Annotated in this window: 23 protein-coding genes; 9 read left to right on the top strand and 14 right to left on the bottom strand. The window is 71.4% G+C overall.

Annotated elements, in window-relative coordinates; genetic code table 11:
• The first annotated feature begins 59 nt into the window (after positions 1–59).
• Positions 60–449: a hypothetical protein gene (locus tag ACO4JP_RS04300; protein ID WP_425956151.1), complete on the top strand. Its 390-nt coding sequence runs from the start codon at positions 60–62 to the stop codon at positions 447–449.
• A 67-nt stretch (positions 450–516) separates the two neighbouring features.
• Positions 517–1,101 carry an isochorismatase family protein gene (locus ACO4JP_RS04295; RefSeq protein ID WP_425956150.1) on the top strand — a complete coding sequence of 195 codons (585 nt, stop codon included), beginning with the start codon at positions 517–519 and terminating at the stop codon, positions 1,099–1,101.
• A gap of 22 nt (positions 1,102–1,123) precedes the next feature.
• Here ACO4JP_RS04295 and rsmI read toward each other — a convergent pair whose 3' ends face one another.
• Positions 1,124–2,071: a 16S rRNA (cytidine(1402)-2'-O)-methyltransferase gene (gene rsmI, locus ACO4JP_RS04290; RefSeq protein WP_425956149.1), complete on the bottom strand. Its 948-nt coding sequence runs from the start codon at positions 2,069–2,071 to the stop codon at positions 1,124–1,126.
• A gap of 34 nt (positions 2,072–2,105) precedes the next feature.
• Here rsmI and ACO4JP_RS04285 point away from each other — a divergent pair, with 34 nt between their 5' ends.
• Positions 2,106–3,890, top strand: a complete 1,785-nt coding sequence (locus tag ACO4JP_RS04285; protein WP_425956148.1) for a dolichyl-phosphate-mannose--protein mannosyltransferase — start codon at positions 2,106–2,108, stop codon at positions 3,888–3,890.
• A gap of 21 nt (positions 3,891–3,911) precedes the next feature.
• Here the strand turns inward: ACO4JP_RS04285 and ACO4JP_RS04280 are convergent, their stop codons facing one another.
• The 5 genes from ACO4JP_RS04280 to ACO4JP_RS04260 all read right to left on the bottom strand — a co-directional run bounded on the left by ACO4JP_RS04280 (position 3,912) and on the right by ACO4JP_RS04260 (position 8,563).
• On the bottom strand, positions 3,912–5,384 hold the full coding sequence (locus ACO4JP_RS04280; RefSeq protein ID WP_425956147.1) for a family 20 glycosylhydrolase: 1,473 nt from the start codon (positions 5,382–5,384) through the stop codon (positions 3,912–3,914).
• On the bottom strand, positions 5,381–6,850 hold the full coding sequence (locus ACO4JP_RS04275) for a hypothetical protein (protein ID WP_425956146.1): 1,470 nt from the start codon (positions 6,848–6,850) through the stop codon (positions 5,381–5,383). The genes ACO4JP_RS04280 and ACO4JP_RS04275 overlap by 4 nt, the downstream gene beginning before the upstream one ends.
• A gap of 47 nt (positions 6,851–6,897) precedes the next feature.
• Positions 6,898–7,176 carry a hypothetical protein gene (locus tag ACO4JP_RS04270; protein WP_425956145.1) on the bottom strand — a complete coding sequence of 93 codons (279 nt, stop codon included), beginning with the start codon at positions 7,174–7,176 and terminating at the stop codon, positions 6,898–6,900.
• Entirely contained in the window at positions 7,173–7,832 is a 660-nt protein-coding gene (locus ACO4JP_RS04265) for a DsbA family oxidoreductase (RefSeq protein ID WP_425956144.1), read from the bottom strand. The genes ACO4JP_RS04270 and ACO4JP_RS04265 overlap by 4 nt, the downstream gene beginning before the upstream one ends.
• 221 nt (positions 7,833–8,053) lie before the next feature.
• Complete coding sequence (locus tag ACO4JP_RS04260) at positions 8,054–8,563, bottom strand: hypothetical protein (RefSeq protein ID WP_425956143.1); 510 nt, start codon at positions 8,561–8,563, stop codon at positions 8,054–8,056.
• A gap of 46 nt (positions 8,564–8,609) precedes the next feature.
• Between ACO4JP_RS04260 and ACO4JP_RS04255 the strand changes: the two genes are divergently transcribed.
• Positions 8,610–9,956 carry an IS256 family transposase gene (locus tag ACO4JP_RS04255; RefSeq protein WP_425956142.1) on the top strand — a complete coding sequence of 449 codons (1,347 nt, stop codon included), beginning with the start codon at positions 8,610–8,612 and terminating at the stop codon, positions 9,954–9,956.
• Between the two features lie 443 nt (positions 9,957–10,399).
• Here the strand turns inward: ACO4JP_RS04255 and ACO4JP_RS04250 are convergent, their stop codons facing one another.
• On the bottom strand, positions 10,400–10,669 hold the full coding sequence (locus ACO4JP_RS04250) for a transposase (protein WP_425956141.1): 270 nt from the start codon (positions 10,667–10,669) through the stop codon (positions 10,400–10,402).
• 324 nt (positions 10,670–10,993) lie between these two features.
• Between ACO4JP_RS04250 and ACO4JP_RS04245 the strand changes: the two genes are divergently transcribed.
• Positions 10,994–11,796 (top strand): IS5 family transposase gene (locus ACO4JP_RS04245; RefSeq protein WP_425957051.1). Its coding sequence is split into 2 segments (ribosomal slippage): positions 10,994–11,330 and positions 11,330–11,796, totalling 804 coding nucleotides; the frame shifts between segments, so codons are not numbered across the junction.
• Between the two features lie 650 nt (positions 11,797–12,446).
• Positions 12,447–12,569: a hypothetical protein gene (locus ACO4JP_RS04240; protein WP_425956140.1), complete on the top strand. Its 123-nt coding sequence runs from the start codon at positions 12,447–12,449 to the stop codon at positions 12,567–12,569.
• Here the strand turns inward: ACO4JP_RS04240 and ACO4JP_RS04235 are convergent.
• Positions 12,553–12,837: a helix-turn-helix domain-containing protein gene (locus tag ACO4JP_RS04235; RefSeq protein ID WP_425956139.1), complete on the bottom strand. Its 285-nt coding sequence runs from the start codon at positions 12,835–12,837 to the stop codon at positions 12,553–12,555. The two genes, ACO4JP_RS04240 and ACO4JP_RS04235, sit on opposite strands and share 17 nt — an antisense overlap.
• Positions 12,838–13,295: 458 nt before the next feature.
• Complete coding sequence (locus ACO4JP_RS04230; RefSeq protein WP_425956138.1) at positions 13,296–14,252, bottom strand: RHS repeat-associated core domain-containing protein; 957 nt, start codon at positions 14,250–14,252, stop codon at positions 13,296–13,298.
• Positions 14,253–14,481: 229 nt separating this feature from the next.
• Here ACO4JP_RS04230 and ACO4JP_RS04225 point away from each other — a divergent pair, with 229 nt between their 5' ends.
• Complete coding sequence (locus ACO4JP_RS04225; protein ID WP_425956137.1) at positions 14,482–14,616, top strand: hypothetical protein; 135 nt, start codon at positions 14,482–14,484, stop codon at positions 14,614–14,616.
• A gap of 111 nt (positions 14,617–14,727) precedes the next feature.
• Here the strand turns inward: ACO4JP_RS04225 and ACO4JP_RS04220 are convergent, their stop codons facing one another.
• A complete protein-coding gene (locus tag ACO4JP_RS04220) occupies positions 14,728–15,390 on the bottom strand; it encodes a hypothetical protein (protein ID WP_425956136.1) in 663 nt (220 codons plus the stop codon).
• Between the two features lie 590 nt (positions 15,391–15,980).
• Here ACO4JP_RS04220 and ACO4JP_RS04215 point away from each other — a divergent pair.
• Positions 15,981–16,244, top strand: coding sequence for a hypothetical protein (locus tag ACO4JP_RS04215; RefSeq protein WP_425956135.1), 264 nt, complete (start codon positions 15,981–15,983; stop codon positions 16,242–16,244).
• Here ACO4JP_RS04215 and ACO4JP_RS04210 read toward each other — a convergent pair.
• The 4 genes from ACO4JP_RS04210 to ACO4JP_RS04195 are packed head-to-tail and all read right to left on the bottom strand — an operon-like array spanning position 16,219 to position 18,616.
• Entirely contained in the window at positions 16,219–16,647 is a 429-nt protein-coding gene (locus tag ACO4JP_RS04210) for an ATP-binding protein (RefSeq protein ID WP_425956134.1), read from the bottom strand. The genes ACO4JP_RS04215 and ACO4JP_RS04210 overlap by 26 nt on opposite strands.
• On the bottom strand, positions 16,637–16,969 hold the full coding sequence (locus ACO4JP_RS04205) for an STAS domain-containing protein (protein ID WP_425956133.1): 333 nt from the start codon (positions 16,967–16,969) through the stop codon (positions 16,637–16,639). Before ACO4JP_RS04205 ends, ACO4JP_RS04210 begins: the two co-directional genes overlap by 11 nt.
• Positions 16,969–18,183, bottom strand: a complete 1,215-nt coding sequence (locus ACO4JP_RS04200; RefSeq protein ID WP_425956132.1) for a PP2C family protein-serine/threonine phosphatase — start codon at positions 18,181–18,183, stop codon at positions 16,969–16,971. The genes ACO4JP_RS04205 and ACO4JP_RS04200 overlap by 1 nt, the downstream gene beginning before the upstream one ends.
• 7 nt (positions 18,184–18,190) lie before the next feature.
• A complete protein-coding gene (locus ACO4JP_RS04195) occupies positions 18,191–18,616 on the bottom strand; it encodes a hypothetical protein (RefSeq protein WP_425956131.1) in 426 nt (141 codons plus the stop codon).
• A gap of 261 nt (positions 18,617–18,877) precedes the next feature.
• Between ACO4JP_RS04195 and ACO4JP_RS04190 the strand changes: the two genes are divergently transcribed.
• Positions 18,878–20,194 (top strand): ABC transporter substrate-binding protein, encoded by a 1,317-nt coding sequence (locus ACO4JP_RS04190; protein ID WP_425956130.1) that lies wholly within the window; start codon positions 18,878–18,880, stop codon positions 20,192–20,194.
• Positions 20,195–20,197 lie beyond the last annotated feature (3 nt).

Raw genomic sequence — 20,197 nt, 5'->3', positions numbered from 1 at the left:
CGGTCGCGACCTGTGGATACGCTGAACGCAAGGACGGATCGGGGTTGTCTGGAGGTTCCATGAGCGCCCGGGTGAAGAGCTTCATCGTCGCCGCCGTGGCGTACGGCATCACGCTGACGATCGCCGCGCTGCTGCTGCCCGGCATGCACATCGGCTTCCTCTGGGCCCTCATCGCCTGGGCCCTGTTCACGCTGTCGATCACGCTGATCCGGCCGCTGCTCACGCGGACGTTGTCGGCGCACGTGCACAGCTACACGTGGGCGATCGGGATGGCCACGGTGCTGCTGTCGCTCATCGTCACCGCGGTGCTCTCGCCGCGGTCGGGGTTCCGCATCGACAACTTCATCACCTGGGTGCTGGCAACGCTGATCGTGTGGGTGGGCACGCTGGTGTACGACGCCGTGGACGACCGGCTGCTGCTCGCCGGCGCGAAGCCTAAGGCCGCCTAGCACGAGATCGACGCCCGGACCGGCCGCGCCGGCGTCGGGCCCGGGCATCAGTGACAGGCTGGACCTCATGACCGAGACCCCCCGCCGCGCCCTGATCGTCGTCGACGTCCAGCCCACGTTCTGCGAGGGCGGCGAGCTGGCCGTCGAGGGCGGCAACCAGGTCGCCGCCGACGTCGCCGCCTACGTCCGTGCGCACCGCGACCGGTACGCCACCGTCGTCACGACGCAGGACTGGCACATCGACCCCGGCTCGCACTTCAGCGACCACCCCGACTTCGTCGACTCGTGGCCCGTGCACGGCGTCGCCGGGACGCCGAACGCCGAGCTGCACGCGGCCCTGGCGGACCTCGCGCCGGACGCGTCGGTCAAGAAGGGCCAGTTCGCGCACGGCTACTCCGGGTTCGAGGGCGTGGACCCGTCGGGCCGCAGTCTCGAGACGGTGCTCCTGGACGCCGGCATCGAGGCGGTCGACGTCGTCGGGCTGGTGGAGTCGCACTGCGTCAAGCGCACGGCCCTCGACGCGGCCGGGATCGGCCTGGCCACGCGAGTCCTGACGGACCTGACGATCCCGGTCACGCCGGAGCAGGGCGCGCAGGCGCGCGAGCAGCTGAAGGCGGCGGGCGTGGAGCTGCGGGAGGCGGCGTCGCTCTGACGGCGCGGTGCGTTGCAGCGCGTTATCGCGCCGCCAGCGCCGCGTTGTAGACGTCGCGGCGGCTCACGCCCGCCGCCGCCGCCACGTCCGCCGCCGCCTCCTTCAGGCGCTCCCCCGCGGCCACTCGCGCCAGGACCTCCGCGACCAGATCCTCGAGCGACGGCGCGGCCGCAGCCGGCGCGCCACCCACGACGACGCAGATCTCGCCCCGCAGCCCGGGCCCGCCGTCCTCCGAGCGCGCCGCCACCTCGGCCGCGAGCGAGCCCAGCGAGCCTCGCAGCACCTCTTCGAACGTCTTGGTCAGCTCGCGGCACACCGCGGCCGGCCGCGACTCCCCGAACGCCACGGCCATCGCCTCGAGCGTGGCCCCGATCCGGTGCGGTGCCTCGAAGAAGACCATCGTGCGCGGCTCCGCGGCCAGCGCGGCCAGGGAACGCGCCCGGTCCCCCGGCTTGCGCGGCGCGAACCCCTCGAAGGTGAACCGGTCGGTCGGCAGGCCGGACAACGCGAGGGCGGTGAGCACCGCGGAGGGCCCGGGCGCCGCGGTGACCCGCTCGCCTCGCTCCACGGCCCGGGCCACGACGCGGAACCCGGGGTCGGACACGGCGGGCATCCCCGCGTCGGTCACGACCACCACGGTGCCGCCGCCGGCGACGACGTCGAGCAGCTCGTCGGCGCGCGCGGCCTCGTTGTGCTCGTAGTAGGAGACGACTCGCCCGCCCACGGTGACCCCCAGCCGCTCGGCCAGCGCGTGCAGGCGGCGCGTGTCCTCGGCGGCGACGACGTCGGCGGTGGCGAGCAGCCGGCGCAGGCGCGGCGACGCGTCCTCGGCGTTGCCGATCGGGGTGGCGGCGAGCACCAGCGAGCCGGCCTCGCGGGACGGCCCACCCGCGGCGACGGGCTCCGCCGCCGGGATGACGTCGACGCGCGCGTCGGCGTCCACGGAAGCGCCGTCGGGGGGGAGTGTCATGGTGCCAACGATCCCACGCCCCTACCATTCCCCCGTGACCTACCCCCAGGACACCCCCACCGGGTCCAGCCCCGGCGCGCCGGCCCCGATCACCTCGGAGTCGCCGCTCGTCGGCGCGCCCCCGCCCGTCCGGGCGCGGTACCTGGGCGAGCTGCCCGCCGACGGCGGCCTGTTCGAGCCGGCCCCGGAGTCCCCGGACTGGGGTGGGACGGGAGCCGCAACGGTCGAGGCTGTGCCGACCCGCGAGCGGCTGCTGCGCGCCCTCCTGGGCCGCCGGCGTCTGGCGCTCGGCACGTCCGCGCGCGACCGGCTGCTCGACTGGGTGGGCAGCGCCGTCATCGTCCTGCTGGCCGCGGTGGCGCGGCTGCAGAACCTGGGCCGGCCGCACACGCTCGTGTTCGACGAGACGTACTACGTCAAGGACGCGTTCACGCTGTGGCGGCTCGGCTTCGAGGCGCAGTGGCCGAAGGACCCGAACGCCGCGTTCGAGGCGGGCCACGTCAACACGTTCCTCGACCAGGCGGCGTACGTCGTCCACCCGCAGGTGGGCAAGTGGCTGATCGGGCTGGGCATGGAGCTGGGCGGCGGGGCGACGAGCTCGACCGCGTGGCGGCTCGCGAACGCCGTGATCGGCATCCTCGCGGTGCTCCTGGTGATCCGGATCGCGCGGCGGCTGTTCTCGTCGACGGCGATGGGCCTGGTCGCGGGTCTGTTCATGGCGATCGACGGCACGGCGATCGTGCACTCGCGCACGGCGCTGCTCGACCAGTTCCTCATGTTCTTCGTGCTCGTCGCGTTCGGCTGCCTCCTCCTCGACCGGGAGTGGGCGCGGCGGCGCCTGGCCGACCGCGTGGCCGCCATCGTCGATGCCGGCGGGAACGTCTCGCGCTACGGCCCGCGCCTCGGCTTCCGCTGGTGGCGGCTCGCCGCGGGCGTCTCGCTGGGTCTGGCGTGCGGCGTCAAGTGGTCGGGGATCTACTTCCTCGCCGTGTTCGGCATCCTGACTGTGCTGTGGGACGTGGCCGCGCGGCGCGCGGCGGGCGTCGGGCGCTGGTGGGAGGACGCGATCGTCGTGGACGGCCTGCCGGCCCTCCTCGTGATGGTGCCGACGGCGGTGGCCGTGTACGTGGCGAGCTGGTGGTCCTGGTTCGTGCACCCCGACTCGTACCTGCGGCAGTGGGCCGCGCACAACCCGGGCCAGGGCGTCACCTGGCTGCCCGAGGCGCTGCGCTCGTGGGTGCACTACCACCAGCAGATGTGGAACTTCCACACCACGCTCGTGTCCGACCACGCGTACAAGTCCAACCCGATCGGCTGGATCATCCAGTGGCGGCCGACGTCGTTCTTCTGGCAGCGCACCGACGCCGCCGCCGGCGGGTGCAGCGTCGCGCGCGACTGCGCCTCGGCCGTCACCTCGCTCGGCAACCCGCTGCTGTGGTGGCTGGCCGCGCTGGCGATCATCGCGGTGATCGTGCTGGGCGTGAGCCGGCGCGACTGGCGCGCGCTCGCCGTGCTCTCGGGCACGATCGCCGGCTGGCTGCCGTGGGTGATCACCTACCTCGACACCCAGCGCACCGTGTTCACGTTCTACTCGATCGCCTTCACGCCGTGGGTGATCCTCACGCTCGTGTACGTGGGAGTCGTGGCGCTCGAGGAGACGGAGCGCAGGCCGCGGCTCCGGCGCCGCGTCGTCGCCTCGATCACGGTCGTGGTGGTCGCGATCGTCGTGGTGTCGGCGGCGTTCTACCCGGTGTGGACGGCGCAGGAGGTGCCGTTCGACTACTGGCGCAACCTCATGCGGCTTCGCTCCTGGATCTGACGCGGGCGCGGTCTCGCAGGCTCAGGGCCAGGCGACCTGTCGCGTGGGGTGGTAAGCCCACCCCTCGGCGTCCCACGTCCGCGCGTGCTCTGCCACGCGTGCCCGGAACGAGGCCCAGTCGCGACCCGACGGCGGCGTCCACGCCACCTCGGCGAGCGCGGGCAGGCGGGGCAGCAGCATCGAGAACAGGTGGTCGGTCGTCACGATCGTCTCGGTCCACAGCGCGGCGGCCACGCCCTCCACGGCCTCGGGCGGCAGGCCGGGCAGGGCCGTCGAGGGCTCCCAGCCGTAGGCGTCGCGGAGCTCGACGAGCCCCATCCAGTCCTGCCCGATCGGGTGGTCGGCGTCGTACTTCATGTCGCAGTAGGCGTGCGACGCGGGCGACATGATGAACCGCGCCCCGGCGGCGGCCGCGCGCAGGAGCGGCGCGGCGTCGGCGCGCGGGTCCCAGAACTGCAGCACCGTGCCGGGCTCGACGGCGGCCGTCGCGGCCTCCTGCCAGGCGGCAGGCGTCTTGCCGGCCGCGCGCACGGCGTCGAGCGCCAGCCCGACGAGCCGCGCATACTCCCCGGCCTCGAGCGTCAGCGCCTCGTCGCCGCCCACGTGCACGTACCGCCCGGCGGTCATGGCGGCGACGTCGCCGAGCACGTCGCGCACGAACGGCTCGGTCGCGGGGTTGTCGGCCCACAGCTGGGAGAACCCCACCTCGATGCCGCCGTAAAGCGGGGTGGGCAGGCCGTCGGGGCGCAGCTCGCCGTACGCGTGCGTGGCGGCGTTGGTGTGCCCGGGCAGGTCGACCTCGGGCACGACCTCGACGAATCGGGCCGCCGCGTAGTCCTGCAGCTCCCGGTACTCCTCCACGGTGAGCCAGCCGCGCTCCCCCGGCGGGACCTCGCCGCCCACCTGCGTACGACCCGACCGCTCCGTGAGCCCGGGCCGCGACGGGATCTCGAGCCGCCAGCCCTGGTCGTCGGTGAGGTGCAGGTGCAGCACACGCAGCTTGTAGGACCCGGCGAGGTCGACGACGCGCCGCAGCACGGCGGGCCCGAACCAGTGCCGCGCGATGTCCAGCGTTAGGCCCCGCCACGGGTAGCGCGGTGCGTCCCGCACGACGACGGTCGGCACCGTCGCGCGCGGCGTGACCAGCTGACGCAGCGTGCGCAGGCCGTGCAGCAGCCCGGCCGGCTCGGGCGCGGTGACCGTGATGCCGTCGTCGCGGACGTCGAGCACGTAGGCCTCGCCGCCCGCGGAACGGTCCGCGGAGTCCTCGAGCCGCAGCTCGACGACGACCCCGTCGGGTGCGGGCGCGCCCTCCGCGAGCGCCTCGGGCCCGCCGCCCGTGACCGAGACGCCGAGCGGTGTCAGCAGCTCCGCGGCCAGGAGCGTCCAGCGCAACGGCTCCGGCGAGACCACGTGGGCCGCCGGGAACGCCAGCTCGCCGTCGCGCGGCTCGACCGCCGTCGGCCACGGGACCAGCGGGAACGCGGCGTTCACTGCGCGCCCGCCAGCACCGAGGCGTCGACGACGCCGACCTGCGGCCGCTGCGTCAGCGTGTCCGCGCCGTCGACGGCGGAGTCCAGCGAGTGCACGGCCAGCAGCACCTGCGGCAGCGCCTTCTGCGTGGCGAGCCCGGCGAGATAGTCGACGACGGCCTGCAGCTCGGCGGCAGGGACGCTCCCGCCGCGCGTGAGGCCGGCGCCAGACCGCCGCTGCTCCGGGTGCACCAGCAGCCCGACGCCGCCTTGCACGAGCAGCGGCTCGAGTGCGCGCACCTGGTCCACGAGGGCGATGCTTCCACCTTCGAGCTCGAGGACGACGTACCTGTTGCTGCGCCGCGCGGCCTCGACGATCGGGGTGAGCGCCTCGACCGTCTCGGTGCTCACGTAGGTGCGCTCGGGCCCTGCGCTCCATTGCCGCGCCGCGGCGCGCAGCACCAGCGTCGGCACGACGGGAGTCCCGTCGGCGGACGCGGTGTCCGTCGCCGCCAGCAGGCGGTCCTGCGCGTTGCCGACCCGCGCGCTGACGGCGTCGAACTGCGCCGGGAGCACGCGCTGGCTGCCGGTCGGCAGCAGCTGCCCGCCCTCGGCGGCGGCCACCTGCCATGCGAAGGTGTCGGCGTCGGCGAAGCCGGGGCCCACACCCACCACGCTGAGCGCCTGCGCATCGCTCAGCGTGCGCACGGTGGTGCCCGACGCGCCGGGGTCACCGCCCGGGGCGGGTTCGGTCACGGCACCCGCGGCGCGCAGCGTGGCGAGCGCGGCCTCCTGGCCGGGCTGCGGGTCGACGAGCGCGAGCACCTCGGTGAGCAGCGAGGGCTCCGCTTCCGGCAGGACGTCGCCGAGCTGCGTCCGCAGCTCGTCGAGGCGGCGCCGGTCGACCGCCACCGCGGCGTCGTCGGGCCCGCCTGTCGCGGCGCCGTCGGCCGCGCCGCCGGGCACCACGGAGTCGGGATCGAGCCGCACGGCCTGGAGCCCCGCGGCGCGCGCCGCCCCCTCGGCCGCCGACGGCGCGGCGCTGGCCCCCGTGTCGACGGCCAGCTCGGCCGGGTCTTCCTCGACGATGACGGCGGCACGTGCGCCGAGACGCTCGGCCTCGCTGCGCACGCCGCGGTCGTCGGGGCCGTCGGCCAGCAGCACCGGTGCGTGCAGGGCGGTCGCCACGGCGGTCATGGCCGGAGCGGCGACGTCGTCGCCCCGGGTCGCGACCACGATCACCGGGGACCGCTCGAAGACGAGCTGGCTCGCGGTGAGCGCGAGCTCCGCCGGGTCGGCCGAGGGCAGCGTCACCGCGTGGATCTTCAGGTCACGGACCTCCGCGGCGCGGGCGGCCGACGGCGAGGGAGCCGTGGGGCCGGCCGACGGCGTGCAGGCGGCGAGCCCGGCGACGAGCCCAGCGGCGAGGGCGGCGGCGGTTGTGGAGACCAGCGCGCGGCGGACGGGTCGGGCTTCACGGAGATCCACGCGCCCATCCTTCCGCATCCGCGGCGGGCGCCGCGACGTGGGACGTCTCAGGCGTCGGCCCAGTCGAGCTCGACGTCGTCGATCCACGCGCCCGTGAGGTCGCCCACGAGGGCGCGGACCGCGGCGTCGAGCTGTGACCACTCGACCACCTCGACGCTCGCGTCCTCGAGACCCTCGACGTCGGCCCGCCACCGGTCGCCCAGCGAGGTCACGCGCACGGTGTATCGCACGCCTGCGAGCGTAGCGGCCGGCGCCGGGGTGGGCAGGGCGCACGCGTCACCCTCGCAGAGCCCGCCACCCGTGCCGACCATCGTCAGCCCGGTCATGCGAGCGCCTGCCCGGACTTCTCCGCGGCGACCGTCTGGAGCACCTGGGCGAACGTCGCCGGCTCCTGCGCGCCCGAGACGCCGTACTTCCCCTCGATCACGTAGAACGGGACGCCCCGGATGCCGTACGCCTCCGCCTGCGCGACGTCGGCCTTCACGGCCGCGGCGTACGTGCCGGCCTCGAGCGCGGCGAGCACGTCGGCGCGGTCGAAGCCGAGGCCCGCGGCGAGATCCGCCAGGTCGGAGACCCGGCCCACGTGGGCGCCGTCGACGAAGTACGCGCGCAGCAGCGCCTCCTTCATCTCCGCCTGGCGGCCGCGCGCCTTGGCGTAGTGCAGCAGCTCGTGCGCCTTGACGGTGTTGGTCTGGTGCATGTGCGCGTAGTCGTACTCGAGCCCTACCGAGGCGGCGATGTCCGTCACGCGGTCGATCATCTGCTCGACCTGCGCCATCGGCAGGCCCTTGCGATCCGCCAGGAACTGCGCGGGGGTGCCGTCGTAGTCGACGGGCGTGTCCGGCGAGAGCTCGAACGAGTGGTACTCGACCTCGACGTCGACCCCCGTGTCGGCGACCGCCTGCTCGAACCGGCGCTTGCCGATGTAGCACCACGGACACTGGACGTCGGACCACACGGAGACGCGCACGGGCTCACTCATGCCCCGGTCAACCGTCCGGGGCGGGGGCGTGTTCCCGGCAGGGCGGTTTCAAAGTTGATGTTGGGTGAGAGTGTCGAGTGCGCGTCGGGCCTGGCGGGCGCCGGCGCGTAGGGCTTTAGCGATGTTGCCGGCTCCGTCCACCGCTCCAACTCCGTACGATCACGACCGCGAAGGATCAAACCGGGAGCAGGTCGATTCGCCATACCTCATGATGTCCCGCGTCAAGCAGCTGGCAGGATTTGGGTGTTCTCAAAGTTGGGGGTCGTGGGGTCGGCGTAGCCGAGGTGCACCTCGAGGGGTCGGTTCCAGGCGATCGCCTCGTGCGGGCGCACGGTGTTGTACTCGGTGCGGTGGTGCTCGGCGTGGGCGACCAGAGACAGGACGTCGTCGATCTTTTCGAGGTAGAGCCGCTCGTACTTCAGCGACTGGAAGCCGCGTTCGCGTGACCCGCTCGGGGTGGGCGGTGATGAAATGCCCGAACCGGAAGAGCGGAACGGGCCGCCGTTGTCCGTCACGACCGTGACCGCCGGGACCACGTTCTCGGCCTCGTCACGGGCGCCCGCGTCGATGAGCGGGCGACCGAACATCTCCTCGTGGTCGGCCAGGGCGAGTTCGTTCGCGGCGCTCGCGTCGTGCTGGTTCGCGGTCGGTGAGGTGTGCCAGGGGTGCTCGTACTTCCTCCAGTAGTCCCGGCAGCCGGCGATGCGCCACGTGCCGCCCGGGGGTGTCAACTTCTCTGTGTAAGGGCTGGTCAGGGTCCTTCTGAGAGGAGCATGTATGTCCGTGACGGACGAGAAGCAGGACGCGACGTCGGCGATGGCTGCCGAGTTGGTCGCAACGGGCGCGTTGGACGGGCTGTTCAGCAAGATCGATTCCGGGCAGGTTCGGCTCACCGGGGACGGCGGGATGCTGCCGGCGATGATCAAGGCCGCGCTCGAGCGTGGGCTGCACGCCGAGCTGTCGGACCATCTGGGCTACGACAAGGGCGACCCGGACGCGAAGCACTTCCCGAACTCGCGTAACGGCACGACGCCGAAGACGGTCTCCACCGAGGTCGGTGACGTGCGCCTGGACGTGCCGCGGGATCGGGACGGGACGTTCACCCCGATGCTGGTGCCCAAGGGCGCCCGGCGTCTGGGCGGGCTGGACGAGATGATCATCAGCCTCTACGCGGGCGGGATGACGATCCGGGACATCGAGCACCACCTGGTCTCGACGATCGGGACCGAACTGTCGCACGAGACGATCAGCAACGTCATCGACGAGGTCCTCGAGGAGGTCATGGCCTGGCAGAACCGTCCCCTGGAGGCGTTCTACCCGGTCATCTACCTTGACGCGATCATCGTCAAGATCCGCGACGGGGCGCACGTGCGCAACAAGGCCGCGCACATCGCCGTCGGGGTCGACCTCGACGGGATCAAGCATGTGCTGGGCATCTGGATCGAGAACACCGAGGGCGCGAAGTTCTGGGCGGGCGTCTGCGCCGAGCTCGCCAACCGGGGCGTGCGTGACGTGCTGATCGTCTGCTGCGACGGCCTCAAGGGGTTCCCCGACGCGATCGAGGCGACCTGGCCCGACTCCGTCGTCCAGACGTGCGTCGTCCACTTGATCCGCGCGTCGATGCGGTTCGTGTCCTACAGCGACCGCAAGGCCGTCTCCGCGGCGCTCAAGCCCATCTACACCGCTCCTCGCGCCGAGGCCGCCGAGGCCGAGCTGGCGGCGTTCGAGGCCTCACCGCTCGGCGCGAGATACCCGCACGCGGTCGCGACGTGGAAGGCCGCGTGGGAACGGTTCACGCCGTTCCTCGCGTTCCCGCCCGAGCTGCGCCGGGTCATCTACACCACGAACTCGATGGAGTCGCTGAACTACCAGCTGCGGAAGGTCACCAAGAACCGCGGCCACTTCCCGACCGACGACGCGGTGCGCAAGCTGCTGTGGCTCGCGATCTGCAACATCGAGGACAAACGCGCCCGCGAGAGGGCGAAGGAACGCGGCCTGCCCGCCGGCAAGCGCAAGGCCTCCGGCAGGCTCGTCGAGGGCCAGGTCACCACAAACTGGAAGCAAGCCCTGGCCCAGCTCGCGCTCGCCTACCCCGAGCGCATCAACCCCTACCTGACCTACTGACCAGGCCACTTACACAGAGAAGTTGACAGGCTCTGCCGCCCGTGGCGGTCTCGAACTCACTGAAGTCGAGCTGCCACACCTGGTTCGGCCCCGTCGGCTCCTGGGCGAACACCGCCTTGCGGCGTGGCGCAAGCTGGCGGCGTTCACGCTGGTAGGCGGCGGGCAGGAGCAGGCCCTCGTCACGCAGTAGCCGCAGCACGGACGCCTGCGACGCGGTGTGACCCTCGTACCGGCACATGGCCCAGACCTTCCGGTGCCCCCACGCCGGGTACGCGAGGGCGTGCCCGCGGGCGGCCTCACGCACCGCGTCCCGGGCCGGGCGCGGCCACGGCCCTTCGTCGGTGCTACGGTCCGGGCGCGGGTCTGCCAGCGCCGCCACGACCGCTCGGGCACGCCGACAAGAGAGCAGAACCTCGTGGTCGGCATGCCCGCCTCGACGCGGATCACCTCGGGGTCCTCGAAGGGCCCAGCCAGCCCTCCGCCGACTTCTTCCACACCCGGACCTCCAGGTGCGCCTCGCCGAGCGCCTGAGTCAGCTCGGCGACCTCGGCCTCCAGCTGCCGCTCACGCGTGGACGGCCCGGACTTCCCAGCGGCCAGGCCCGTCTTGCCGGCCTCAAGGAACGCCCGCTTCCAGTTCCCCACGGACTGCTCGGACACCTTCGCCCTCCGGGCGGCCTCGGCGACGGTGACCTCACCGGCCAGGACCGACAACGCGATCCGCCTTCTCCTCAGCCGGGACGGCTGGTGGTCTTACCATGAACGATCAGACTCCTCACAGGTCCGGCCCGCAACAACGGGCCTTGCCACATAGTCTGACGCGCGACAAATGATCCCAAAGCACGAACCATAAAGTCATCTACGATACGCGATACTGGGAGCAAGTGCACGGCCCCCTGGCCCCCATCCAGGGCCAGAGTTGCGGCGGCCAACGGAGTGCTTGGTTTAGAGGATGTCTCACGTGGTTCACCCTGGTTCGGCGTGTTTGCCCGGTTCGCGATGCTTGGGGCGGCATGATCCGGGGGCGTGAGCGATCCGTTGTCGTTGCGGCTGGTCCCGGACGAGCTGTGGGAGCTTGTCGAACCCGACCTGCCCGCCTTCGAGCCGCGTCCGCAGGGCGGCGGGACAGCGCCGGTGGACGCGCGGGCGGTGTTCACCGCGATCGTGTACGTGCTGACCAGCGGCTGCGCGTGGCGGATGCTGCCGGGCTCGTTCGGGGTCTCGCCGGCCACGGCGCACCGCCGATTTACGGACTGGGCCCGGGCCGGGGTGTTCGCCCGCGTGCAGCGGCGGGTCCTGGACCGGTGTGGGGCGGCCGGGATGGTGGACTGGAGCTCGGTGATCCTGGACGCCGCGAGCGTCCGGGCCAAAAGGGGGGCTCGCTGACCGGGCCCAGCCCGGTCGACCGGGGCAAGAAGGGCTCCAAGATCCACGTCATCACCGACGCGAACGGCCTGCCGCTGGTCGTCGGCGTCTCTGCGGCCAACCTGCACGACTCCCAAGCGGCCGAGCCGATGGTCCGCGGCATCCCGCCGCTGCGATCCCGGCGCGGCCCGCGCCGGCGCCGCCCGGACAAGCTGCGCGCCGACAAGGGCTACGACTACGACCACCTGCGCACCTTCCTGCGCCAGCGCGGCATCATCCCGAAGATCGCCCGCCGCGGCATCGACTCCGCCGAACGCCTCGGACGTCACCGCTGGAAGGTCGAACGCACCCTGGCCTGGCTCACCGGCTACCGCCGCCTGACCATCCGCTACGAACGCCACGGCAAGCTCTACGCCGCCTTCGTCGCCCTCGGTGCCACCATCACGGCATTCAAGAAGCTCCAGGCCGCCACGTGAGACAACCTCTTAGCCGACCCTACGCAGTTGCGTGAATCAAGAAGCAGCACACAAGCTCCAGAGAGAGCCGCGCTTCGTCACGCGACGAAGCCTTGGCGCTCGGACGCAACCAGATCCAACTCGATCTCAGTCTCGCCACATGGGCGACGCCAGGGTTGACAGTTTCGCCAATTCTGGCAATCGGAGCAGTTCTACAAGGCTTTCACGCGTGCCTTGAATAATCAGCAGAGAGGCATCCGCTATTCCCACGCTCCTTCGGCTGCCATCAACACCCAGCAGGTCAAGAGAGTTGGAGCCAGCGCCGAATGCGCGGAGCCATTCCCTAACTCCCGGTTCGCTAAACTTCGCGGTACCGACACCCTTGCGAGCCGCAGCTGCGAGCGCGACCGGTGCGCTCGTCATCCCGCGCTCAAAATCCACGTCGCTCGTGTTGTCCCATGAAAAGCCGACCAGACTCGCTTCCACTCGTCCCCGACCGCCAAAAGCGCCGCTCCGACGGCGCCTCTGTGGGAAGAGTCGTATTCGAAGTAGAGAACGCTGGTCCGTTTCATGCAATCCTGCCTCCCTGGCCGCCGCAGCTATATACCGAGTTTCGGAGGGTGTTACAGAACGGCGAGATTGGCACGATGAGAGGAATTTCCACGCTTCCCATGGCCAGGCGCCTGGTGGCAGCGGTCCCCTTCAACCAGGACGCGAGCAACCGGCACGACCAGCGCTTCACGCCGAGCCGCTTCGGCGGCGGAGTCAGTGTCGCCGTCACGATCGCCGCATGATCGATGCGTCGGGGTGCCCCGGGCGCGGCGCGTCTCCCAGCCGCGCCAGCCCCGACCTCTGGTAGCGGTCACGCCAGGTCAGCACCGTCGGGACCGAGACCCCCACCGCCGGCGCGATCTGGGTGTTCGCCACACCCGCACCCGCGAGCAGCACGATCCGCGCCCGCCGCGCCAGGCCCGCCGACACCGTCGTCGAACGCGTCCACCGTTCCAGCTCCGCACGATCACCGCCGCGAAGGATCAAACTGGGAGCAGGTCGATTCGCCATACCCCATGATCCCAACCATGAACCATAAAGTCTTCTACGACACGCGACACTAGAGCCCGAATAGGTCCGGCCTTCCAAGAACTAGTGCTACCCCCCCGACCGCGAAGAGGCAGATCGTGGGCCAGCGCACGGGCGGTGTGACATATCGAACGTCATCGGTGGGCGAAGGCGATTTCCACGAACCCTTTAGCCGACGAAAGTCAGCCGAGTTGAGTGCGGCACGAAAGGGGTTCAATTTTGTGCCGATCAGGATTGACACATTTAGCCAGATGGAAAGCAGTTGAGCGCCCGCCACAACGCCGAACAATAGACTTGAACGCCACACTCCCACTGCGTGCAATACCGCGAGAGAGCCAACGGCTCCGGCTGTGAAGACGAGATGGGATACACCTCCTCTCAAGTACATTATCACCGCAACTACCGCCAGAGAGATCAGGTACAAAACTTCGAGGAACACGCTAACGCCACCTCCTTCGCTCCCACGTGTGCGCACTTCCGGCGGCGTACCCTACCACCACGGACTTGTACTGAAGAATCGTGCGATAAGTGCGGCCACTTCCTTGCCCGCTGCGGAGATAGGAGTTTCGGACCGCGCCATCGATTCCACCGATCCGTCCCACGCTCTGGTTGTAGTAGTGCGATGCGGCCCTCAACCCACGGGTAACGCGAGGCAACGCCCGGGCGAGATGCCCTCCTGATTTGATCGACAACCGTCCAGCTCCGCCGAACGCAAGACCAACTGCCAGGCCGGCTGCTGCATATTTCGCACTCGTGGTGTTTTCTGCCGCGAGGTATGCGGCCACGCTCGCAGCTCCCAGAATTGTCGCGGCAGCCCCGCACGCGGCACATAGCCATCCAGGAACGATCCCGGCTGCTGCCGAGGCCCAGCCCAATATCCCGGCTGCCTTGCCGAACCGCTGCTTCCACTTCTTCGACAGCCACTGTCCGTTGAGGTCGAAGCTGTTGATGGGGTCTTGGGGGTAGGTGTAGGCGGTGGTGTTGCCGCCCGGGACCGGGTCGCGGGAGGTGAACTGGCCGGTGACGGCGTTGTAGAGGCGGGCGCCCATGAGCACCAGACCGGACACGTCGGTGGCGCGTTGCTTGGCGCCGAGCCAGCCGTAGGCCAGAGCCCCGGTGTTCGGCCCGGTCTTCGCGCCAGGATCGGCGGTTGTCGCCGTGCCGTCGACGCCCGCTCCGGCGGCGAGGTCGGTGGCCTGGTTGCCGTACTCGTCGTAGCAGGCCACCGCGCCGATGCCGGTGGCGTTTCCGGTGGCGGGCACGGCGACGGTGGTGATGGTGTCCCCGTGCGGGTCGGCCAGGTCCAGGGTGGCGGCCCCGTCGGTCACGGTGAACCCGAGGTCGCCGCCGATGGACGACCCGTACACGCTGACCGACGCGGGGTCGGTCCCGGTCACGGACTGTGCCCAGGACGGGTTGTCCGACCCGTCGCCGTAGCGGCGGGTGACCGTGCCGCTGCCACACCCGCCGGGCGGTGTGCCGCTGCTTGACCGGCACGTCCTTGTCGGCGCTCAACCAGGCGTCGATCAACTCCTTCCACGGATCGATCGCCGGCCGGCCCCGCGAGGCGTACTCCTTGCGCGGCGGCGGGACCGCGGACGCCAACGCCTGGCGCACCGTGCGCCGGTGCACCCCGTGCCGCGTCGCCAGCTCACGGATCGAGAGCTCCTCACGGCGGTGATCGACACGGATCTCTTCGAACAGCTCCACCCTGGACCTGACCATTCCGACCTCCCCGACGACGTCGTCGAGAAGATCTGAACCGGGGGTGGGGCCAACTTTCGTGAAGACACGCGGCCCCACCCGCCCGCGAGATCACCCACCCAGCCGGGGCCAAGATTCGTGAAGAAAACGGCTCCAGGTGGGGCCAAATCAGGTGACCACACTCACCACGTCCCCCTCCGCGCTCATGACCTGGGCGACGTCACCCCCGCGCGCCCCATCCGGCCCCGCCTGCACCCGCGCAGTGGCACCCTGCGCCCCCGCGGCACGCAGCCCCGTCGACAGCTCGAGCGCGGCCGGGACCGCGGGACGGTCCTTGACCACGAAGAACTGCTCGAGCCCCGACCCGGTGACCTCGACCACCATGTCCACACCCGGTTGCACATCCGGGTATGTCGCCCGAGGACCGGCCACCGTCGGGACCGGCAGGTCCCCCGGATACGTCAGCTGGGAGGCCGCACCCGACCCCGGGTCGGTGAACGACGCCACCACCGACGACCCGCCCGTGGCGGTCGTCGCCCCGGCGATCTCGATGTCCCCGACCTGCGCGACCGGCGAGAACGACCCATCACCGTTGGCTCGCAGGTTCGAGTCGGCCGCCACCCAATCGTCCAGGCGTGTGCCGTCCCCGCCGCGCCGGACCCACACGTCACCCGTGGCCATCGCCGACTGCCAGGACCCGTCCGGTAGCGCGAAGGTGGACGACGTCGTCGTGCGCTGCGACACGTCCTCCACCCGCTCGCCCGCCAGGCGTGCGTTCACCGACGCGGACACCGCGTCCGGCGCCGTCAGGTCGCCCTGCGGGTCTCGCACTGAGCTCGCGCCGCCAGTGGTTGCAGTGGGCGCGGAGGTGGGCGCTGAAGCCGGCGTGGACGCGTTCGCGGGCACCACGAGCCCGGCAGCGAGCACCGCAGCCGACGTCCCGGCCGCCGCCAGCACAGCCCTCCGAGACCACCGACCGGGCACACCAGCAAGCGACACCAACGCACGCACAGCGCACTCCCATGACACCGAGCCCGGGAGCACCCGAGCGGAGGCCACCGGCCTCCACCACGGAGCCGGCCCCAGCCCGGGAGCCCGCAACACTGCGGATCGCTCTGGTGAGCGCAGAACATAGCGCCGCTTCGCCCGAGCAACAAATCCGACGTAGCCGGTCGTAGCCCAGACGCACGGCACGCGAGAATCCCTGGTCACAGCGGGGTCGCGTGAGGATGCCCGTGATCGGTCTGGCGGTCCCCCCGCTTCCGGAGCGACAGCCGTCTGAAGTCGTTGGCGGCAGCGGCCCGGCGAACCAACCATTTGCGAACTTCATCTGCGAGCTTCACACGCCCGCCGCGCAGCGCCCGCCGCACTGCCGACGCAGCGTTAGAACACCCGTTCGAAACCGGCGCTACCCTGACACCATGGTCGATCGAGTGCCCGTGCGCGACTCTCCCGAGGAAGCCCCTCGGCGGCAGCGCGACTCCGCCCAGGTCACGCGGCCGGAGACGCCGCTGCCCGTGCGCGTGTGGGTGACGCAACGCCAGACGGGCGCGTTCGAGGCCGACGGCCTCGCGGTCGCCTGGACCGACCGGCAGGTAGAGGTGCGCTACAGCGACCCGCACGGCCGCGAAGGCTTCGTGTGGGTGTGGGCCAACGCCGTCACTCGACGCCCCGCGGACGGCTGAGGCGGCGGAGCATGTGCCAGCGGTTCGCCGTGTCGACGCGAGTCAGCTCCATCCTGTCGAGCACGGCTTCGGCCATCGGGAGGCCGCGGCCGCTCTCGGCGCTTGCGGCCGGCATGTCGGCGCCGAGCCGGGGCGTGAACTCCTGCCCGGAGTCGACGAGCTCGGCCTCGATCTCGTTCTCGCCCACGCGGAGCGTCAGCCGCCAGCGCACCTCGCCCTCCGGCCGGCCGTGCTCGACGACGTTGTTCGCGATCTCGATGACGGCCGTCTCGAACAGCATGAGGTCCGTCGGGTCGATCTCGGGGTGCTCGGCGCCCGCGCGCTCGAGCAGCGCATGCACGTGGTCGAGCCCCCCGGGCACCGCGAAGCCCTCGAGCACGTAGTCGTGCGAGTCACCAGGCACTGCCCGCCTCCTCGACCGTCGTGTGGGGCTTAAGGATCTTGTCGAGGTTGGTGAGCTTGAGGACGGCGCGCACCTGCTCGCCCGCCACCGCGATCCGGAGGTCGCCGCCGGCCAGGCGCGCCGACTTCAGCCCGCCGATGAGCGCGCCGAGCCCCGACGAGTCGATGAAGTCGACTGCGGCGAGGTCCACGACGATGCGCGACTTCCCCTCCCGCACCAGGTCGTCGATGCGCGCCTTGACGGGCGGCGCCGAGACGAGGTTGAGCTTCCCGGTGGGGCCGAGCACCACGTAGCCGCCGGCGTCCTTCTCGTGGAAATCCATCAGACCCTCTGCTCCCTCTCCTCGGCCCGCACCAGCTCCGGCGCGCGGGACGACGCGGGCTCCGCCCCCGTCCGGCGCACGACGACGGCGGTCACGTCGTCGACGGTCCCTTGCTTCGCTGCGTACGCGACGATCTGGTCGACCACCTCGGCGCAGGTGCGCGTCGTGTCGAGGGTCCCGACGGCGTCGAGCGCCGCGTCCACCGACTCGAAGACGTCGAAGACGCCGTCGCTCACGACGACGAGCAGCTCGTCCCGCTCGAGCACGTCGGTGGCCTGGGTCCACGTCGACGCCACCGGCATGCCGAGCGGGAGGTGCCGCTGTACCAGCCGGCGCGGCCCCCGCGGCGACGCGATCACGGCGAGCCCGTGGCCGGCGTCGACGTACTCCAGCGTGCCGCTGGCCGGGTCGAGCCGGCCGGCCCAGAGCGTCACGAACCGGCCGATGGTCTCCAGGTCGCGCGAGGTGGACTCGCTGGTGCGCTGCACCGCCTCGGCGACGCCTACGTACCGCGAGTGCGTGCGCAGGACCGCGCGGACCTCCGCCGCGATGAGCGACGCGGGCATGCCCTTGCCCATGACGTCGGCGAGAACCACCTGCAGCTCCTCCTGCCCCTGCGGGCCGCGGACCACCTGCCAGTCGAAGAAGTCGCCGCCCGCCTCGCGCGCCTGCAGCACGCGACCGGCACCCTCCAGCCCGGCCAGCGCCGGCAGCTCGCTGGGTAGCAGCTGCCGCTGCACCTCGCCCGCCCGGGCCATCTCCTCCTGCACGCCCAGCTCGCGCTCGAGCACCGCGCCCAGGTCGGCCAGCATCTCCCTCTGGGTCACGCCGAGCTCCCGCGGCACCAGGTCGAGGATGCACAGCGTCCCGACCTTCTGACCGCTGGACGCCCGCAGGGGGACGCCGGCGTAGAAGCGCGCCCGCGGGGGGCCCGCGACGATCGAGGCGTCCCGGAAGCGCGGGTCCTCGCGCAGGTCGGGCACCTCGAGCACGTCGTCCTGGTCGACGGTGAACCGGCAGATCGACTCGGACCGCGGCGACGTCCCGCGCCGCGCCCCGACGGCGGCGACCGTGTACTCCTCGTGCTCCCCGAGCAGGTTGAGCGCCGCGATCGGCGCACCGAAGATCGCCTGGGCGAGCCGGACGACGCGGTCGTACCGGCCGTCGTACGGGGCCTTGGCGAGGACCTCAGCCTCCTGCGCGCCGGTGGTCATCCCGGCCTCAGACGGTGGTGCCGGCGGCGTCGAGGAGCGGTTCCACGTCGAGCACCGACCGGCGGATCGACGCCCAGCCCATGCCCACGCTCGACCGCCGGTCGGTGATGAGGACGACGGCGGCCTCCGGGTGGTTCGGCAGGATCATCATGTAGTGGACGGTGCGCCGCGTGGTCATCTGCACCTCCTCGATGAGGTGCTCCGACGGCACGCCGCGCCGCGCCGCGATCAGGTCCTCCACGTGGGTCACGGTGCGCCCACGGAACATCTGGACCGCCGCCGCCGCGACGGCGTCCAGGTAGTCCTGGTTGAAGTACGCGACGTTGTGCGCGACGCCTAGCAGGTCCCCGCTTGCCACGTCGACGACGGCGCACCCGAGCGCGCCGTCGACCTCGTCGACCACCGCCCGCATCACGTCGTCGAGCCCGCTCACGCATCCCACCCTATGAGCCATGGTGCCGTCACGCGTGGGCAGCGGGGACGGGCGGCGCGCGCGACCGCGGCCGCGGCGCGATGCCCCGCCGGAGTGGCGCCGGTCGCCCCCGCGCGTGTCGCCGCGTGTCCCGCTTCACAACGGTCCTGGGATCCGTCGTGCGTGGTTTCACGCAGACCGGCCCAGAGCCGCCGGGGGCACGACGTGAGATGGGGTCATGCGACCGGACGGTCGCGAGGATCCGATCAGATTGGACACCCCATGAAGACCAAGATTCGCGTAGGGGGGATCGCCGCGATGGCCGCGGCCATCGCCCTGGTCGCTGCCGGTTGCAGCAGCGGCGACAGCGGCAACGATGCCTCGGCCAGCGGCGACGGCGCCGAGATCACCTGGTGGCACAACGGGACCGGCGAGCCCCTGCTCGGTTTCTGGAACGACATCGCCAAGGAGTTCATGGCCGCCAACCCCGGCGTGACCGTGAACGTCCAGGCCTTCCAGAACGAGGAGCTCCGCAACACGGTCCTCCCGAACGCGTTCGCGGGTGGCAACGCGCCTGACCTGTTCCAGTCCTGGGGCGGCGGCGAGCTCGTCAGCTGGGTCGAGCAGGGCATCGTCAAGGACCTCTCGGACGTCATCCCTGACACGATCTCCGCCATCGGTGGCACCGCCGCCGGTTGGCAGGTCGACGGCAAGACCTACGGTCTGCCGTTCACCTTCGGCCCCGCGGGCTTCTGGGTCAACAAGAACCTGTGGACGCAGGCCGGTCTGGACGTCAACAACTTCCCGACCACCATGGACGAGCTGACCGCCGCGTGGGCCCAGCTGAAGGACGCCGGGATCGCCCCCGTCGCCGTCGGCGGTGGCGACACCTGGCCGGCCGCCCACTGGTGGTACCACTCGGCCGTGAAGACCGTGTCGCCGGAGGCCCTCCAGGCCGCCACGGCGTCGCACGACTTCAGCGACCCGGCGTGGGCCACCGCGGGTGAGAACCTGCAGTCGATCCTTGACGCGCAGGCGTTCAACCAGGGCTGGCAGGCCACCTCGGCCCAGCAGGGTGCCGCGTCGTCGGCCGGCATGGTCGTCACCGGCCAGGCCGCGATGGAGCTCATGGGCGTCTGGGACGCCGGCGTCATGGGCGGCATCTACAACGAGGCCAACAACCTTCCGTCGGACACGCCGCCCCCGGACTTCCTGGGCTGGTTCCCGTTCCCGGCGATCGAGGGTGGCGCTGGCGAGAAGTCGATCCTGGGTGGCGGTGACGGCTTCTCCGTCCACGCCGACGCCCCGGCCGAGACCGCCAAGCTCCTCGAGTTCATCCTCTCGAAGGACGTCCAGACGCGTTACGCCGCTCAGCAGAACATCCCGGTCACCCCGGGCGCCGAGTCCGCCCTGACGTTCGCCCCGCTGCAGCAGGCCGCTGAGGCCCTGCACTCGGCCGACTACGTCCAGCTCTGGCTCGACACCGCGTTCGGCCCGGAGATCTCTGCCGCGATGAACCCGGCCATCGTCGCCTTCATGGGCGGCCAGGGCACGCCGCAGGACGTCGTCGCCGCCATCACGGCTGCCTCGCCGAAGTAGGAC

It is taken from the genome of Xylanimonas sp. McL0601 (genome assembly GCF_049852175.1).
In the GTDB taxonomy this organism is placed as follows: Bacteria; Actinomycetota; Actinomycetes; order Actinomycetales; family Cellulomonadaceae; genus Xylanimonas.
The sequence above is the reverse complement of the archived record's forward strand: the minus strand, read 5'-3'. Positions and strand labels throughout refer to the sequence as shown.